Annotated in this window: 16 protein-coding genes; 12 read left to right on the top strand and 4 right to left on the bottom strand. The window is 72.3% G+C overall.

Features of this window, described 5'->3' with window-relative positions; all coding sequences use genetic code 11:
- Nucleotides 1–21: 21 nt before the first annotated feature.
- On the bottom strand, nucleotides 22–528 hold the full coding sequence (locus tag DFJ66_RS24305; protein ID WP_121224093.1) for a hypothetical protein: 507 nt from the start codon (nucleotides 526–528) through the stop codon (nucleotides 22–24).
- An 87-nt stretch (nucleotides 529–615) separates the two neighbouring features.
- On the opposite strand from DFJ66_RS24305, the gene DFJ66_RS24310 reads away from it, so the two are divergent.
- The 8 genes from DFJ66_RS24310 (at nucleotide 616) to DFJ66_RS24345 (ending at nucleotide 8,436) form a co-directional block, all read left to right on the top strand.
- On the top strand, nucleotides 616–2,133 hold the full coding sequence (locus DFJ66_RS24310) for a dynamin family protein (RefSeq protein ID WP_121224095.1): 1,518 nt from the start codon (nucleotides 616–618) through the stop codon (nucleotides 2,131–2,133).
- The gene (grpE, locus tag DFJ66_RS24315) at nucleotides 2,106–2,498 is read left to right on the top strand and encodes a nucleotide exchange factor GrpE (protein ID WP_425471115.1); all 393 of its coding nucleotides are present in this window, start codon (nucleotides 2,106–2,108) and stop codon (nucleotides 2,496–2,498) included. Before DFJ66_RS24310 ends, grpE begins: the two co-directional genes overlap by 28 nt.
- Nucleotides 2,495–4,312, top strand: a complete 1,818-nt coding sequence (locus DFJ66_RS24320; RefSeq protein WP_121224099.1) for a dynamin family protein — start codon at nucleotides 2,495–2,497, stop codon at nucleotides 4,310–4,312. The genes grpE and DFJ66_RS24320 overlap by 4 nt, the downstream gene beginning before the upstream one ends.
- A gap of 273 nt (nucleotides 4,313–4,585) precedes the next feature.
- Complete coding sequence (locus DFJ66_RS24325) at nucleotides 4,586–5,233, top strand: hypothetical protein (protein ID WP_147459347.1); 648 nt, start codon at nucleotides 4,586–4,588, stop codon at nucleotides 5,231–5,233.
- The gene (locus tag DFJ66_RS24330; protein ID WP_121224103.1) at nucleotides 5,230–6,117 is read left to right on the top strand and encodes a copper resistance D family protein; all 888 of its coding nucleotides are present in this window, start codon (nucleotides 5,230–5,232) and stop codon (nucleotides 6,115–6,117) included. The genes DFJ66_RS24325 and DFJ66_RS24330 overlap by 4 nt, the downstream gene beginning before the upstream one ends.
- Before the next feature lie 26 nt (nucleotides 6,118–6,143).
- On the top strand, nucleotides 6,144–7,016 hold the full coding sequence (locus DFJ66_RS24335; protein WP_211351300.1) for a cupredoxin domain-containing protein: 873 nt from the start codon (nucleotides 6,144–6,146) through the stop codon (nucleotides 7,014–7,016).
- Nucleotides 7,017–7,075: 59 nt separating this feature from the next.
- Entirely contained in the window at nucleotides 7,076–7,648 is a 573-nt protein-coding gene (locus DFJ66_RS24340) for a cupredoxin domain-containing protein (protein WP_121224105.1), read from the top strand.
- 80 nt (nucleotides 7,649–7,728) lie between these two features.
- Nucleotides 7,729–8,436 carry a hypothetical protein gene (locus DFJ66_RS24345; RefSeq protein WP_121231668.1) on the top strand — a complete coding sequence of 236 codons (708 nt, stop codon included), beginning with the start codon at nucleotides 7,729–7,731 and terminating at the stop codon, nucleotides 8,434–8,436.
- On the opposite strand, the gene DFJ66_RS24350 is transcribed toward DFJ66_RS24345, so the two are convergent.
- Nucleotides 8,433–8,828 (bottom strand): hypothetical protein, encoded by a 396-nt coding sequence (locus DFJ66_RS24350; RefSeq protein WP_121224108.1) that lies wholly within the window; start codon nucleotides 8,826–8,828, stop codon nucleotides 8,433–8,435. The two genes, DFJ66_RS24345 and DFJ66_RS24350, sit on opposite strands and share 4 nt — an antisense overlap.
- A gap of 111 nt (nucleotides 8,829–8,939) precedes the next feature.
- On the opposite strand from DFJ66_RS24350, the gene DFJ66_RS24355 reads away from it, so the two are divergent.
- The 4 genes from DFJ66_RS24355 to DFJ66_RS24370 all read left to right on the top strand — a co-directional run bounded on the left by DFJ66_RS24355 (nucleotide 8,940) and on the right by DFJ66_RS24370 (nucleotide 13,157).
- Nucleotides 8,940–9,740 (top strand): hypothetical protein, encoded by an 801-nt coding sequence (locus DFJ66_RS24355; RefSeq protein WP_147459348.1) that lies wholly within the window; start codon nucleotides 8,940–8,942, stop codon nucleotides 9,738–9,740.
- Entirely contained in the window at nucleotides 9,737–10,252 is a 516-nt protein-coding gene (locus DFJ66_RS45320) for a GntR family transcriptional regulator (RefSeq protein ID WP_121224112.1), read from the top strand. The genes DFJ66_RS24355 and DFJ66_RS45320 overlap by 4 nt, the downstream gene beginning before the upstream one ends.
- A gap of 390 nt (nucleotides 10,253–10,642) precedes the next feature.
- Nucleotides 10,643–12,454: a phosphoenolpyruvate carboxykinase (GTP) gene (locus DFJ66_RS24365; protein WP_121224114.1), complete on the top strand. Its 1,812-nt coding sequence runs from the start codon at nucleotides 10,643–10,645 to the stop codon at nucleotides 12,452–12,454.
- Between the two features lie 208 nt (nucleotides 12,455–12,662).
- Complete coding sequence (locus DFJ66_RS24370; protein ID WP_121224116.1) at nucleotides 12,663–13,157, top strand: hypothetical protein; 495 nt, start codon at nucleotides 12,663–12,665, stop codon at nucleotides 13,155–13,157.
- 41 nt (nucleotides 13,158–13,198) lie between these two features.
- On the opposite strand, the gene DFJ66_RS24375 is transcribed toward DFJ66_RS24370, so the two are convergent.
- The gene (locus tag DFJ66_RS24375) at nucleotides 13,199–14,035 is read right to left on the bottom strand and encodes a septum formation family protein (RefSeq protein WP_121224118.1); all 837 of its coding nucleotides are present in this window, start codon (nucleotides 14,033–14,035) and stop codon (nucleotides 13,199–13,201) included.
- A gap of 5 nt (nucleotides 14,036–14,040) precedes the next feature.
- Nucleotides 14,041–15,291, bottom strand: coding sequence for a pyroglutamyl-peptidase I (locus DFJ66_RS24380; protein WP_246029889.1), 1,251 nt, complete (start codon nucleotides 15,289–15,291; stop codon nucleotides 14,041–14,043).
- Nucleotides 15,292–15,342 lie beyond the last annotated feature (51 nt).

A 15,342-nucleotide genomic window follows, 5' to 3' on the forward strand; every position in this document is an offset into this window, starting at 1 on the left:
CGACTCCGTCGCGGACTCGCCTCAGCGCGTGGTCTTGATCTGCCTCGGGTCGACCTGCGTCGGGTCCACCCGGGTGGTGTCCAACGGCTGACCCCGCGTGGTGTCGACCGGCGGGACGGGCTCGACCCGCACCGCCTGCGACGGCACGTTGTGCTCCCGCTCGTACTGGCGGTGCTCCTCGGCCATCTCGTCGGCCAGCTGCTGCTGGAGCTGCCGGTCGCGGATGCGGCCCAGGATCATCATCGTCACCGCGTGCACCAGCGCCAGCAGCAGGAGCACGACGCCGAGCTTGACGACGACGTCCTTGACCGGGTCGCCGGTGTTCACGGTGATGATCGACACCAGTGCCAGCAGGCCCAGCACCACGAGGTGGAACAGCACCGTGGCGAGAGCCGTCATGGACCGGGCCGCTTCCGGGTCGCCGTACGCCCGGTTCATGTAGGCCCGGCCGCTGCGGTAGATCAGCTGGCCGTCGATCAGCACCAGAACCACGCCGAGCAGCAGGAAGACCGCATAACCCTGTTCCATGACGTGACCTCCCTCTTCGCCGTTGGCAATACCCAGACCCGCCCGTTCGGAAACCGGACCGCTACCCCGCGTGGCACGATCTCCGTCGTGACAGCGCAGGCGCAGCAGCTCGCCGGTCCGCTCTCGGCGGCCGTGGCGAACCTGTGCGTGCGGCTGCAACCGCAGGTGTCGCCGACCACCGCCGCCGGGTTCCGGGAGGTGCTGCGCCGGTTGTCCGCGCCGTTGCAGGTGGCGGTGGCGGGGCGGATCAAGTCGGGCAAGTCGACGTTGGTCAACGCGCTGATCGGCCGCCGGGTCGCGCCGACCGACGTGGGCGAGTGCACGCGGCTGGTCACCCGGTTCCAGTACGGGACGGTGGACCGCGTCGAGGTGGTGTTCGTCGACGGCCGCAAGCAGGTGCTGCCCTTCGACTCGAACGGCGGCATCCCGGCGGACCTCGGCGTGGACGTCGAGAAGGTGTCCCACATCGAGGCGTACCTGACCAACGCGGTGCTGCGGGACCTGACCGTGATCGACACCCCGGGCCTGGGGTCGCTGGACGCGGCGTCGGTCGCCCGCACGGAGGCGTTGCTGGGCGGCGAGCTGGACCCGGTGTCGCGCAACGCGGTCGCCGGCGCGGAGGCCGTGCTCTACGTCGTCACGCAGGGCGTGCGGCAGGACGACCAGCAGGCGCTGGCCGCGTTCACCGCCGCGACCGCGAGCCGCGAGGCCGGCCCGGTGAACGCGATCGCGGTGCTGAACAAGGCGGACACCATCGCGGCGGAGACCGTCGAGGGTGCGGACGGCGACACGTGGAAGGCGGCCGTGCTGCTGGCCGAGCGCCAGGCGCACACGCTCAAACCGCGGGTCGCGGACGTGCTGCCGGTGATCGGCCTGGTCGCCGAGTCGGCCGAGACCGGCGGCTTCACCTCGGCGGACGCCGACGCGCTGCGCAAGCTGGCCGAGCTGGACGAGGCGACCCGCGAGACCATGCTGATCTCGGCGGACCTGTTCGTGAGCTGGGAGTGCGACGTGCCGGTGGGCGTGCGCACCCGGTTGCTGGAGAAGCTGGACCTGTACGGCATCCGCTGCGCGCTCCAAGCCCTGGACGCCGAGCCCGCGATCACCGCCGGCGCGCTGCGGCGCAAGCTGCTCGACGCGTCCGGCCTGGCCGGGGTGCGTGGGAAACTCAACGCGGTGTTCCGGTCGCGCGCCGACGGGATCAAGGCCGCCGCCGCGCTCGCGTCGGTGACGGCGCTGGCCGCCGCGTCCGGCGACCCCGGCGAGCGACAGCGCGTGCACGACGCCATCGAGGTGCTGCTGGCCAAGCCCGAGGCGCACCAGCTGCGGCTGCTGGAGGCGTTGACGCTGGTCGCGTCCGGCGCGGTGGCGCTGCCCGCCGACCTGGCCGACGAGGTGCTGCGGTTCGGCACGTCACCCGACCCGGCCGAGCAGCTGGGCCTGCCCGGCCGCCCACCGCACGAACTGGTCGCGTACGCGCTGGAGCGCGCGGGCTGGTGGCGGTCCTTCGCGTCGTTCGGGGCCACGCCGGCGCAGAGCCGGGTCGCGCACGTGGTGCACCGGGCGTACTTCCTGATCTGGCAACAACTCCGGGGGCGGCGATGACGGGCGGAACGGAACCGGACGCGGTCGCGTCCGAGCCGGGTGTGGAGACGACCATCGCCGGTGAGCTGCTCGACCAGGCGCTGGCCGAGCGGCGCGCCCTGGTGCAGCTCTGCCTGTACGCGCTGGACCGGGCCCGGTCCTCGGGCGTGGTGGAACGCATCGAGGAGGGCCTCGCGGGCATCGGCGTGACCGCGGTGCGACCCGACGGCGAGCGGTTCGACCCGTCCCGGCACGAGGCGGGCGGCACGGTGCCGACCGACGACGCGACGCTGGACGGCGTGGTGGCGGAGACCGAGGTGGTCGGGTTCACCGACCGCGGTCGCACCCTGCGCGCGCCGATCGTCACGGTCTACACGGCCCGATGAGCACGCTCCCGCAGACCGTCCGGCAGACCCGCGAGCGGCTGACCGCGCTGGTGCGCTCGATCGACCCGTCGGCGGCGTCGTTCGTGGAGACCCGGCGCGGCGGTCCGGCGTCGGTGGTGGTCGTCGGCGAGACCAACCGGGGCAAGTCGTCGCTGGTCAACGCGTTGCTGGCGTCGCCGGGCCTGTCGCCGGTGGACGCCGAGGTGGCGACGGCGGCGTACCTGGTGTTCCGGCACGGCGAGCAGTTCGCCGCCCGCGCCTGCTACGCGGGGTCGATGTCGCCGGTGCCGTTCGAGCGGGCGGAGCTGGTGAACTGGGTGTCGGCGGCGCACGAGCTGCCGGCGGGCATGCTGCCGCCCCGGTACGTGGAGGTCGAGGCCCCGATCCCGCTCCTGGAGCGACTGTCCGTTGTGGACACCCCGGGTGTCGGCGGGCTGGAGTCCGTGCACGGCGAGCTGGCGGCCGAGGCGGCGGCGTCCGCGACCGCGCTGCTGTTCGTGGTCGACGCGTCCGCCCCCTTCACGCGCGGCGAGCTGGAGTTCCTGCGCACGGTCGGCGAGCGCGTGGAGACGGTGGTGTTCGCGCTGACCAAGGTGGACCAGTTCCGCGGCTGGCGGACCGTGCTGGAGGCGGACCAGGCGCTGCTGGCCGAGCACGCGCCCCGGTTCGCGGGCGCGGTGTTCCACCCGGTGTCCTCGCGGATGTTCGAGCTGGCCGCGAAGGCGCCCAACCCGGACGCGGCGGCGATGCTGCGCGAGCGGTCCGGCGTGGGCGAGTTGCAGGCGGCGTTGCAGGAACTGGTGGTCGGCCGGGCGGCGATGCTCGGCGAGGCGAACTCGTTGCGCGCCCTGGCGACCGTGCTGGACGAGCTGGTGGCGCGGGCGGAGGCGGACCGGCGGGCGCTGTCGTCGGGCGAGGAGGAGGCCGAGGCGCTGCGCGCGCGGCGCGACGAGCTGAACTCCCAGCGCCGGTCGTCCACGCGGAGCTGGCAGGTCAAGCTGCGCGGCGAGGTGCAGCGGGCGCGCGTGGAGGGCAGCCACGAGGTCAGCCGGCAGATGCGGGACGTCCAGACGTGGTTCCGCACGGCGATCGACGCGGCGGACCGCGACCAGCTGGCGGGGTTGCCGCAGCAGGTGGACGCGGCGCTGCAGGTGGTGTCGGGTCGGATCAGCGCGGGCCTGGCCCAGCGGTTGCAGCGGGTCGCCGACGCCGCCCTGGCGGACCTGTTCGCGCCCGACGAGCTGGCGGTGATCCGCGGCCAGTTCGCGCGCGGCGCCACCCCGCCGGTCGTGCTGCGCCCGCCGGACAAGCGCGCGCCGACCGCCGAGGACAAGCTGCTGGTGTTCATGGGGGTGACCGGTGGCCTGGGTGCGGGCCGCCTGGCCGCGCTGCCGCTGGCCGGGCTCGGGGTCGCCGCGCTGAACCCGATCGTGCTGCCGGTGACCATCGTGCTGGGTCTGGGCGCGGGCTGGTGGATGGCCCGCACGCGCAAGCACGCGGCGGACAAGCAACACCTCAAGCAGTGGCTGTCCGACGCCATCGCCGACGCGCGGTCCACTGTGGACCAGCTGGTGGCCGAGCAGCTGATCGAGGCCGAGCAGGCGCTGTCGCTGGCGCTGGACGACGCCCTGGGCAAGCGCGTGGACGCCATCGAGGCGGAGCTGCGCGAGGTCGACAAGGCCCTGCGCATGGAGGCCGGTGAACGCTCCAAGGCGCTCGCGGCGGCGACCCGGCAGGTGACCGAGTTGAGGGCCGGACGGGCGAAGGTGGACGACCTCCTGTCCCGCATCCGGGCGTTGCGCGACCGCGTCTGAGACGTATCGTGAGTGCCTGGAAAAGGCATAACGAGCGCTGTTCGAATTGGTTGCGGGCAGTCACCCGAACGGATGAAGATCGACAACGTTTGCGCTGGTAGACTCATTATTGCCGGATAAACTTAATTCGGTGTTACTTTCCTCGCCCGGTGCCGGGTGGCCTAATCGGCGAACCACTTAACGGCCGATACACGATTACGACATACCCGTTCACCTGTGGTTGATTCGATTTGCCGTGAATCCATTTCCGGCGACGACCGCGCGGGGGCAACGGTGAGGGTGAACAGGGACCAGGTGGTGGCGGCGAGCCTGGTGGGCACGGTCGTGGTGGTGCTCGGCTACGCGTCGGGACTGGGCCGCGTGCCGACCCCGGCGGCCACGCAGCAGGAGGCGCGGCAGGCGGTCGTCCCGGAGCACACGACCACCACCACGACCCCGCCGGTGGTCCACATAGGACAGCCGCTGCCGCAGAACCCGCCCCGCGCGGTGGCCCCGGTGACCCACCCCGAGACCACCCACCCGAGCCCGGTGCACCCGACGCCGACCCACCCGGAGCCGAGCCCGACCACGCCCACCACCCCACCGTCCACGACCCCGCCGCGGTGCGACACCGACGCGATCGCCGCGTTGCTCAGGCAGTTGGGCGCGCTGGTCGGCGACCTGCCCGTGGTGAGCGACCTCGCGCACCTGACCGATCTCGCGCACCTCACGGACACCCTCCCGCTCGGCGGGGTGCTGTCGGGTGTGCTGGGCGGCGTGGTGGGCGGCCTCCCGTTCGGCGGTGCCCTGCCCACCGCCGTGCCGACCCTGCCCACCGTCGTCACCACCACCGACAACCCGCAGCTCAACGGCCTCCTCGGCGGCTGCGGCCTGCTCGTCCAGCCAGACGGCCGGGTCCTCGGAGTGGTGAGCAACCCGTGAACCTCGCACTCGCCGTCGACCCCGCCCGCTCGTGGCTCACCCTCGCCCGCCTGGTCGACTACACCGGCACGGTCCTCTTCCTCGGCGGCACGGCGTTCCTGGCCTTCCTCTGGCCGGACGGCGCGGGGGAGCGCCGGCCCAAGCGGCTGCTCGTCGTGGCCTGGCTGCTGGGCGCGGTGGGCACGGTCGCGGGCCTGGTGCTGACCGCCGCGTGGATCGCCCGCACCGCACCGCAGGACGTCACCACCGGCACGGTCCGAGCGGTGCTGGACATCCCGTTCGGCCGCGCCTGGACGGCCCGCGCCCTGCTGTGGGTGCTCGCCGGCGTGGTCCTGGTCGACCTCCTGCGCCGGGGTCGTGCCGCCGCCACCTCCCTGCCGTGGCGGGTCGGCGCGGGCGCGATCGCGTTCGGCGTCCTGCGCACCAGCGGGATGACCGGGCACGCGCCCGACCTCGGCTGGTGGGCGCAGGCGGCGGTCCTCGTGCACCTGGTCGCGGTGAGCCTGTGGGTGGGCGGCCTGGCCGTGCTGCTGACCGGCGTGCTGCCCGGCCGCGACCCCGACACCCTGCGCCGGGTCGTGCCGCGGTACTCGACGCTCGCCCTCGGCTCGGTCACCGTGCTGACCGCCGCCGGCGCCCTGCTCGCCTGGCGCCTCAACGGTTTCCAGGTGGCCACCGACTACGCCCGGATCCTGGTGGTCAAGCTGTCCCTGTTCGGCGTCCTGCTCGCCGCGGGGCTGTTCAGCAAGAGGTGGGTGGACCGCCGACTGGCCACCGCCACCACCGTCGCGCCCTTCGCCCGCTCGGTCGCCCTGGAGACCGTGCTCGCGATCGCCGTCCTCGGCGCGGCGGCCTTCCTCGTCACCGCCAGTCCCGGCCGGTGATCCCTGCGAGAACTGAGGAGTCCACTGTGGACGAAGAGAACAACCGGCGGGGCGGGAGGTTCGCACTCGTGCTCGCCGCGCTCGGCATCGCGGGCGCGGTGTTCAGCCTCGCCGCCGCGGGCTCGACGCCCGCCGCGCCCGAGACCGAGCAGGTGGGCCTCGCCGCGCAGGCCGAGCACGCGGCCGAGGCGCAGCCCGCCGCGACCGCCGCCCACCAGGTGAACATCGTGGGCTACGCGTACAGCCCCGCGAACATCACCGTGAACGTCGGCGACACGGTCACCTGGACCAACCAGGACACCGCGCCGCACAACGTGGTGGTCACCTCCGGCCCGGAGAAGTTCACCTCGCCGACCCTGCAGAAGGGCCAGTCCTACACCTTCACCTTCACCAAGGCCGGCTCCTACCAGTACTACTGCTCGGTCCACCCGGACATGAAGGCGAGCGTCACCGTCGCCGGCACCACTCCCACGACGACGACCGCGCCGCCGACCACGGGGCACCCGACGACCCACCCGACCCCGACCACCACCGCACCGCCGACCACCGCGCCGCCCGCGGACTGCGTGCCCAAGGAGTCCCTGGCCCCGCTGCTCGCGCACATCAAGGCCGCGCACCTGGAGACCTCGCCCCTCCAGCAGGTCAACGACGCCTTGGCGTTCGACAACTACGTCAAGCAGCACACCGTGCTGTTGGGCCAGGTGCTCGACCCGCTGTTGGCGAGCAACGTGCAGGGCGAGGTGCTCGAACCGTTCATCGCCCACGTCAAGGCCGCGCACCTGGAGACGTCCCCGCTGCAGCAGGTGAACGACGCGCTGGCGTTCGACAACTACGTCAAGCAGCACACCGTGCTCCTGGAGCAGATGCTCACCCCGCTGCTGGAGCAGGCGACCTGCTGACCGCGTCGCGACCCGGCCAACGCCGTCCGGGTCGCCCCGTCCCCACCGGAGAACCCGCCATGCTCGCGAGGACAGCCCTGCTCGTCACCCTGCTCCTGTGCTTCGTCGCGCCGCCCGCGCACGCCGAGGACCACGCCGTCCCCATCCGCCAGTACGCCTACCAGCCCGGGTCGATGACCGTCCACGTCGGCGACGCGGTGACGTGGACCAACGAGGACCAGGCCGCGCACGACGTCGTCACGTCCGCCGGCCCCGCCGCATTCCAGTCGCCGCTGCTCGCGCAGGGCCAGTCCTGGACCTTCACCTTCACCGTTCCCGGCACGTACTCCTACTACTGCTCGGTCCACCCCGACATGCGCGCGGAGATCACCGTCCTGCCCCACGAGACCCCGCAACCCGCGCCGCAACCGGTGGCGGAAGCACCCCAGCAAGCCGCCGAAGTGCCGCAGCAGCCCCAGGTTTCGTCACCGGCCGTAGTCACCACAACCCCGCCCGTCACGACCACGGTCACGCAGGCGGCGCCCACCCCCGCGCCCTCCGGCCTGAACCCGATGCTCCTGCTCGCGGGGCTCGTCGCGGCCGTGACGACGTTCTGCCTGCTCCTCATCGGTTCACGTCCCGACAAAGGGTGATGCGGGTTCCGCAGCGGAACCGAACAGGCATAACGTGAGTCCTACCGGTACTTGTGCGGCAGCAGGAGGGTGGGATCGGGGTGTACGTCGACGAGACAGGTGCTTCGGACGGCGAGCTCAAGGTCACCGTCGAGGACGAGGAGTACACCGCCGAGGCGACCTACGACCTCAACGACGACGGCGTGGACGAGAGCGCGGTGGTCGAGACCGACGACGGCGGGCACCTCGCGTTCAGCGACACCGATGGTGACGGCGACGCGGACCTGATGAGCACGTTCGACAAGGACGGCGAACTGGTCGGCCAGGCCAGGTTCGACGAGCGCTCCGGCGAGTGGATCGCGGTCGAGCCGTCCGACGACCACACCAAGCAGACCAACCAGAACGCGGGCAAGTCCATCGTCGTGGACGTCGAGGGCGGCGCGGACCAGAACGTCGGCCCGGCCACCGAGGACACCGACGGCGACGGCACCGCCGACACCGCCGTGGTCAAGGACGAGCAGGGCGACACCTGGCTGTTCACCGACGTCGACGGCGACGGCAAGGCCGACCTGGCCACCGAGATCACCGCCGCCGGCGAGGTCACGATGTCCAAGCACACCGGCGAGGACGAGTGGACCGAGGTCGAGCACGGCCGCATCGACCAGAACGGCAAGTACGCGCCCGACGGCCGCAGCGGTCTCGCCGAGGACAGCGACGAGGTGTGGGCGGCGGCCGAGGAGCGCAAGGTGACGGTCAGCGGGGTCGTGCGCATCGACTCCGTGACCGGGCAGTGGATCAGCCCCAACTAGGGGTGGTAGCGGCCGGCGATCTCGGTGATCTCGCCGGCGGGGTTGAACGTCAGCCGGGGCGCGTAGACGGCGGCCCCGGCGAACTGCTCCCGCGTGCACTTGACCGTGCCGACCCCGCTGAACGGCGCGATCTGCACACCTCCGGGCGAACCGCACCCGAGCGGCGCGTAGAACTCGGCGTCGGCCGCCAGCCGTGAGGTGTGCCGGTGCTCCGGGCCTTCGAGCGCGTGCACGTCGGTGTTGTTGGACTCGGCCTTGCGGATCTCGGCGTCCCGCCACACCACCGTGCCGTCGTCGGAGATCGACTCGACGACGGTGACGTCCGCCGTGCGCGGCGACACCACCCACCACCCGCCGGCGACGACCGCCACCGCGATCAACCCGACGATCATTCGCTTCTTCACGTCGAAGGGACGCATCGCGCGTGCCCCGGTTGCGCCCTTTCCGCGTTGTCGGACCGCGTGCGATGCTTTGTACCAAGGGGTCGGTACAAAGGGGGCGGCATGGCGGGCGGTACGCACCGGTTCTTGCGGCGCTGGGGAGTGGACGAGCCCGACGACACCCAGGCCGCGCTCGCCGCGCGCTACCTGCGCCACCGGCGGGTGCTCTACCTGGTGATGTTCCTGTTGGTTCCCGGTGCGGCGACACGGCTCGACCTGCCCACGCCCGAGGGCGCGCCCCGGTACCTCGCGGCGGTGGTCCTGGCACTGCTGCTCGCGGAAGCCGTCGCGGCGCTGTGGAAGCCCCGGGGACCCCGCGTCGCGTCGCTGACCCCGCGCCGCTGGCAGGACTTGGTGCCACGCTGGGCCGTGGCGCTGCTGTCCGTCCTCGCCGTCGTCACGTCCGCGCTGGTGGTGATGGGGCTGCTCATGCAGCCGTGGGCTGACCGCCTGGACCTCCGCGCGCGGGGGTTCACGCCGGAGTTCGCCCATGAGATCGCCCGGCCGCCGGGCGTGCTGCTGCTGGTCGGGGTGGCGGTCGGGCTCGCCGCCGTGCTCGCCGTGGTGTGGCTGGCGTTGCGTCGCGGCGCAGTGGGCGACCCGGCGACGGACGCGGCCCTGCGCACGCGCAGCGCCCGGGTCGCGGTCGGGCTGGGCATGGTGTGGATGGCGTGGCTGCTGACGCGCGCGTTCGGCCGCCTCTCCGCCCTGCGGGCCGCGGGGCACCATGAAGCGCCGGGGTGGCTGGTGGTCGTCGCCGGGGCGGACCTCGCGGGTCTGGCGGGGTTGCTGGTGGCGGTCCTCGGGTGGATCTGGGTCACCAACGTGTCCGGGCGGGTGCCGTACGTGCGGTCGGTCGGATGAGCGCGAGCCGGATCGTCGTGGACCCCGACAACGGGGTCGCGCCGTGGCGGCAGGTGCGCGACCAGGTGCTGCACCTGGTCCGCACCGGCGGGCTGCCGGTGGGCACGCCGCTGCCGTCGATCCGCCAACTGGCGCGCGACCTGGGCCTGTCGGCCGGCACCGTGGCCCGGGTGTACCGGGAACTGGAGACCTCCGGCGTCCTGCACACGGCGCGCCGCAACGGCACGGTGGTCGCCGCGGTCCCACCGCCCGAACCACCGAACGCCCCTCCCACCGCCGCCCCCACGCCCACCCCGGTTGCCGCCGCTCCTGCCGACACGCCCGCTGCGACCTCCGCGTCCGCCGGCGGGCGCACCCCCGCTGCCGCCTCCGCGTCCGCCGGCGGGCGCACCCCCGCTGCCGCCGAAGCGCTCGAGCTCGCCGCCGCCCGGTTCGTCGCGTCCGCCCGTGCGCTCGGTGTGGCACCCGAGGAGGCGGTCTCGGCTGTGCGCCGCCACTTTTCCGCCCGCTGAACCGCGCGACGCCCCCGGTGAACCTGCCGTCCGAAAGTCGGACATTTCTCCAGCAATTCTTGCGCCGCAACGTGAGAGCGCTCTCACAACGTCACGAAGTCGCAACCTCACCCTGTGGTCACCACCGCACCGCCGGGCCCTTGCATTCCGGGAACTAAAGCCCAGGTCACAGCCCGGTTTGTGGTGATCGGGTGCTGAATCGATTCCAGAATCGGTTTTGTGAGAGAGCCGACAGGTCAGATGTGCGTTACCGAGGATTAACCCGGCTAACCTCCGTCTATCCCCTTAAACGGCACGCCCTCCACCGGGCGGGCGGAGCCATTCCCGAGGACGTCCCACCAGGACAACGGCGTCCACGTGGGCTGGCGCTCAGCTAGGAGACGAGACGAGATGACGGCAGTGACCATTCCCGGTCTCGACCAGGCACCCACCAACCACGCGCGCCTGTTGTCCTGGGTGCGGGAGGTCGCCGAGCTGACCTGCCCCGACGAGGTCGTCTGGGCCGACGGTTCCCAGGACGAATGGAACCGCCTGACGGCGAAACTGGTGGACGCCGGGACGTTCGTTCCGCTGAAGAAGAAACCCAACTCGTTCTGGGCCGCCTCCGACCCGACCGACGTCGCCCGGGTCGAGGAGCGCACCTTCATCTGTTCCGTGGACGAGGCCGACGCCGGCGCCACGAACAACTGGATGGACCCCGCCGAGATGAAGGCGATCATGACCGAGCTGTACCGCGGCTCGATGCGCGGTCGCACGATGTACGTGATCCCCTTCTGCATGGGCCCGCTGGACGCCGAGAAGCCGATGCTGGGCGTCGAGATCACCGACTCCGAGTACGTCGTCGTCTCCATGCACATCATGACCCGCATGGGCACCAAGGCCCTGGCGCGTTTCGGCGAGGACGCCGAGTTCGTCAAGGCGCTGCACTCGATCGGCGCGCCGCTCGAGCCCGGCCAGGCCGACGTGCCGTGGCCGTGCAACGAGACGAAGTACATCACCCACTTCCCCGAGGAGCGGACGATCTGGTCGTTCGGCTCGGGTTACGGCGGCAACGCCCTGCTGGGCAAGAAGTGCTACTCGCTGCGCATCGCCTCGGTGATGGCGCGCGACGAGGGCTGGCTCGCCGAGCACATGCTGATCCTCAAGCTCACCTCGCCGGAGAACAAGGCGTACTACATCGCCGCCGCGTTCCCCAGCGCCTGCGGCAAGACCAACCTCGCCATGCTGGAGCCGACCATCCCGGGCTGGAAGGTCGAGACCCTCGGCGACGACATCGCGTGGATGCGCTTCGGCGAGGACGGCCGCCTGTACGCGGTGAACCCGGAGAACGGCTTCTTCGGCGTCGCGCCGGGCACCGACTACCACACCAACCCGAACGCCATGCGCACCATCGAGAAGGGCAACTCGCTCTTCACCAACGTGGCCCTCACCGACGACGGCGACGTGTGGTGGGAGGGCATGGGCGAGCCGCCGGCCCACCTGACCTCGTGGAAGAAGCAGGACTGGACGCCGGACTCGGACGAGCTGTCCTCGCACCCGAACTCGCGCTACTGCACGCCGATCGAGCAGTGCGACATCAAGGCCCCCGAGTGGGACGACCCGAACGGCGTCCCGATCTCGGCGATCTTCTTCGGCGGCCGCCGCGCGACGACCGTCCCGCTGATCACCCAGTCCCGCGACTGGCAGCACGGCGTGTTCATGGGCGCGACCCTGTCCAGCGAGACCACCGCGGCGGCGGTCGGCCAGGTCGGCGTGGTGCGCCGCGACCCGATGGCGATGCTGCCGTTCATCGGCTACAACGCCGGTGACTACTTCCAGCACTGGATCGACACCGGCAAGTCGGCCGACGCGGACAAGCTGCCGAAGATCTTCTACGTGAACTGGTTCCGCCGCGGCGAGGACAAGCGCTTCCTGTGGCCCGGGTTCGGCGAGAACTCGCGCGTGCTGAAGTGGGCCATCGAGCGCATCGAGGGCAAGGCCGCCGCGCAGGAGACCCCGATCGGCCACGTGCCCACCGCCGACGAGCTGGACCTGACCGGTCTGGACGCGCCGCGCGAGGACGTCGAGGCCGCGCTGGCGTTCGACGCCGACGAGTGGCGCGCCGAGATCCCGCTGATCGAGGAGTGGTTCGCGAAGATCGGCGAGAAGGTCCCGACCTCGCTGCGCGACGAGCTGGAGGCCCTGAAGCAGCGCCTCGGCTGACACCCCGTTCGGCCGCGTCGGCCTGTCGCGACCAGTTCGCCCCGATCATGCTCTTCGATCGGGGCGAACTGGTCGCGATGGGCCGACTTTCGGGCGGCCGAGTCGCCGCGACGAAGGAGCGGCAGTCCAACACGGACAACGGCGTCCACCGGGTCTCTTTTTGGTGACTCCGCGTGAAACCGGGCTGCTCCGGAGGTACCAATGGAGTGTGACCCAGCAGGAGGATCTGCCTGGCGGTCTGCACTTCGACGGGCCGCGGGACGTGCAGGTCGGGCCGCAGACCGGCATCGTGCGCTACTACCCGGTGGCGCCCGGCACCACGCCGTCCGAGAACGGGTCCGCGGCACCGGCACCGGAGCCCAAGCGCACGCGGTGGTGGTGGCACGTCCTCGGGGTGGTCCTCGGACCGGCGTTCGTGGTGGCCGCCGCCTTCGCGTGGGGCTACGGGATCGACCAGTTCGACGAGGTGCGCTGGCGCGGCCTGGTGGCGTTGGGACTGGCGGGACTGCTGGTGGGGTTGATGACCTTGGGACGGCTGTCCCCAAGCGCGCCCCTGATCGGTGGACTGACCGCCGTGGCCGCGTCGGTGGTCTACGAACTGGGCTACTTCCCGCCGTTGCCGGTGCTCAGGCCGGTGCTGGAGAGCGGCGCGCCGGTCGCGGTGGGCGTGTTGCTGGTCGTGGTGGCGTTGCGCCGGCGGTAGTTGTCCACAAGCTGTGGACAGAGCTGTGCACAGCCTGTGGGTCAGCCGGGCAGCGGCTTGTCGCCCAGTCCCCACAGGCGTCCGGTGAACGGTCGGGTGGCCTCGGCGTAGCAGACGACGGTCGTGTACCCCTCGGACCACGCCTGGCTGCCGAACGCCCGCCAGGCGGGGAAGACGTCCGGCCGCTCGGCCCCGACGTACCCCGTGACGGCCCCGGCGCAGTGCTCGCGCGCCCTGGCGTCCACCTGCTCGCGGGACGGGGTGGGCGAGGTGTGCGCGCCGATGTTCAGCACGCCGGGCACGGCCTCGGCCTGGTGCCGGGCGTCGCAGCCGACGATCTTGAGCTGCTCGTCCACACCCGGTGACCCCTGCGCGCACAGCTGCACCTGGGCGAACCCCTCGCCCTTGAGCACACCCTTCAACGCCCCGGTCCGCTTCTTGCGCTGCCCGTCCGGGCCGATCTCCACGACCGTGCACAGCCGCCAGCGGTCGCCGCGCGCCCAGCCGTCCCGGCTCACCCACAGGACCTGCGGCTGGAGGCGGGTCGCGTCGTGGTCGGTGCTGCCCAGGTAGGCCGCGAGGGCGGTGCGGCACGCGGGGATCGCGCTGCGCCGCAGGTCCCGTTCGCTCGGGTAGGCGTCGCCCAGTCCGGTGAACTGGCCGAGGGCGACGACCTCGCCCTCGTGCGGCTCGGTGCAGGGCAGGACCTTCAGGGCGCCGTCCGTGCACTGGCCGTGCTGGGGGAGCTCCTGCGGGCTGGGCGTGATCGACGGCCGGACCACCTCGCCGTCCGGGGTGCCCGGGACCGTGCTGGTGCAGCCCGCGAGGAGGGCGAGCGACAGCAGTCCGACACCCACCGCCGCCCGCCTGCGTCGCACGGTGATCAGACTACTGACACCAGCGCCCGCACCTGGTCGGCGATCGACCGGCGCTCGGCCTCGAAGGCCGCGTCGGTGAGGGCGGTCGGGTCGACCGGCTGCCGCAGCACCGGCGTGTGCAGGTGGCCGCCGGCGGCGGTCGAGCCCAGGCCGAGCCGGACCCGGTTGGCCCGGTACATCGACTCGTTGGACAGGTAGTCGCCGCCGCTGCCCGACGCGGCGACCGCGCCCGGCGTGGGTTCGTCGGTCCGGCAGCTCGGCGTGCCGGTGCCCGGGGTGGTGCCGAGGGGCCACTCGCAGAAGGAGCGGTTGAAGTTCACCGGGAACGGCGTGGTGCCCGCGTCCACCATCCGCTGCCACGGCAGCGTGGTCTCGATGAACTCCAGCGCGGGCTGCGGCCAGCCTGCGGCGTCGGGCACCGTCCCCCGGACGCCGATGTCGTTGTTGTCCGGGAACCCGCCCCGCCACCGCGCGGCCCAGCGCTCGACGTCGAACCGGCCCGGCCGCCCTTGGCTGACCGTGACCAGCGCGTCTGGCCGCAGGTCGCGGATCGCGGTGCCGTAGAACCGCTCGACGATCCCCTCGTCGAACGACCCCCACAGCACCGGCAGCACGGCCGCCTCCACCCGCGCCGGACCGTCCGGCGTCCGCACGACGGCCCCGTCCAGCCGCAGCGCCGCCGCGCCGGCCGGGTTGCTGCGCCGCACCGAGGTCCCGCTGAGCTGGAACGGGTCGAACCCGGTGACGAGGACCCGCCGTCCCACGCCGCCGAAGCGCACGTCGTCCACCCCGCGCGACGCCCGGTCCACCCGCCGCACCAGGGCAGCCCGCTCACCGGAGGACAACCCGAACCGGGGCTGCCACTGCCGCACGGCCGAGGTCAGGTGCAGCCGCGCCCAGTACAGCGGCCGGTCGTCGTAGGCGTCCCACGCCTGCTCCTCGCGAGCCCGGTCCACCGCCGCCCGCCACAGCTCCCGCCCGGTCTCGGCGACGACGGTGTCCGCGCCGCCCCGCGTCCACACCGCGCACAACCGCTCGGCGAACCCCCGGACCAGCGGCTCGAACCCGCCCAACCGCACCAGTTCCGGCCCGACCGCCGGTGCCCCCGGCGCCAGGGCGTCGTCCAACCGCTGCTCTTCGACGGTCAGCGGGGCGCTCGGGTCGAAGCACCCGGCCTCCGCCGAAGCCACCGCCGGCAGCCCGAGAACGCCGAGGCCGACGACCATCACCACCACGCTGCGCATTCGCCTGATCACGCACCGATCCTGGCGAACCACCCGAGAGGGCCACCACCCCTGATCGTTCAC

This window comes from Saccharothrix variisporea (genome assembly GCF_003634995.1).
GTDB lineage: Bacteria > Actinomycetota > Actinomycetes > Mycobacteriales > Pseudonocardiaceae > Actinosynnema > Actinosynnema variisporeum.

What these genes read in the sequence shown, in the direction of transcription:
- DFJ66_RS24365 (WP_121224114.1), top strand. Translation starts at nt 10,643, where the DNA reads ATGACGGCAGTGACCATTCCCGGTCTCGACCAGGCACCCACCAACCAC.
- DFJ66_RS45320 (WP_121224112.1), top strand. Translation starts at nt 9,737, where the DNA reads ATGAGCGCGAGCCGGATCGTCGTGGACCCCGACAACGGGGTCGCGCCG.
- DFJ66_RS24350 (WP_121224108.1), bottom strand. Translation starts at nt 8,828, where the DNA reads ATGATCGTCGGGTTGATCGCGGTGGCGGTCGTCGCCGGCGGGTGGTGG.
- DFJ66_RS24340 (WP_121224105.1), top strand. Translation starts at nt 7,076, where the DNA reads ATGCTCGCGAGGACAGCCCTGCTCGTCACCCTGCTCCTGTGCTTCGTC.
- DFJ66_RS24305 (WP_121224093.1), bottom strand. Translation starts at nt 528, where the DNA reads ATGGAACAGGGTTATGCGGTCTTCCTGCTGCTCGGCGTGGTTCTGGTG.
- DFJ66_RS24355 (WP_147459348.1), top strand. Translation starts at nt 8,940, where the DNA reads ATGGCGGGCGGTACGCACCGGTTCTTGCGGCGCTGGGGAGTGGACGAG.
- DFJ66_RS24320 (WP_121224099.1), top strand. Translation starts at nt 2,495, where the DNA reads ATGAGCACGCTCCCGCAGACCGTCCGGCAGACCCGCGAGCGGCTGACC.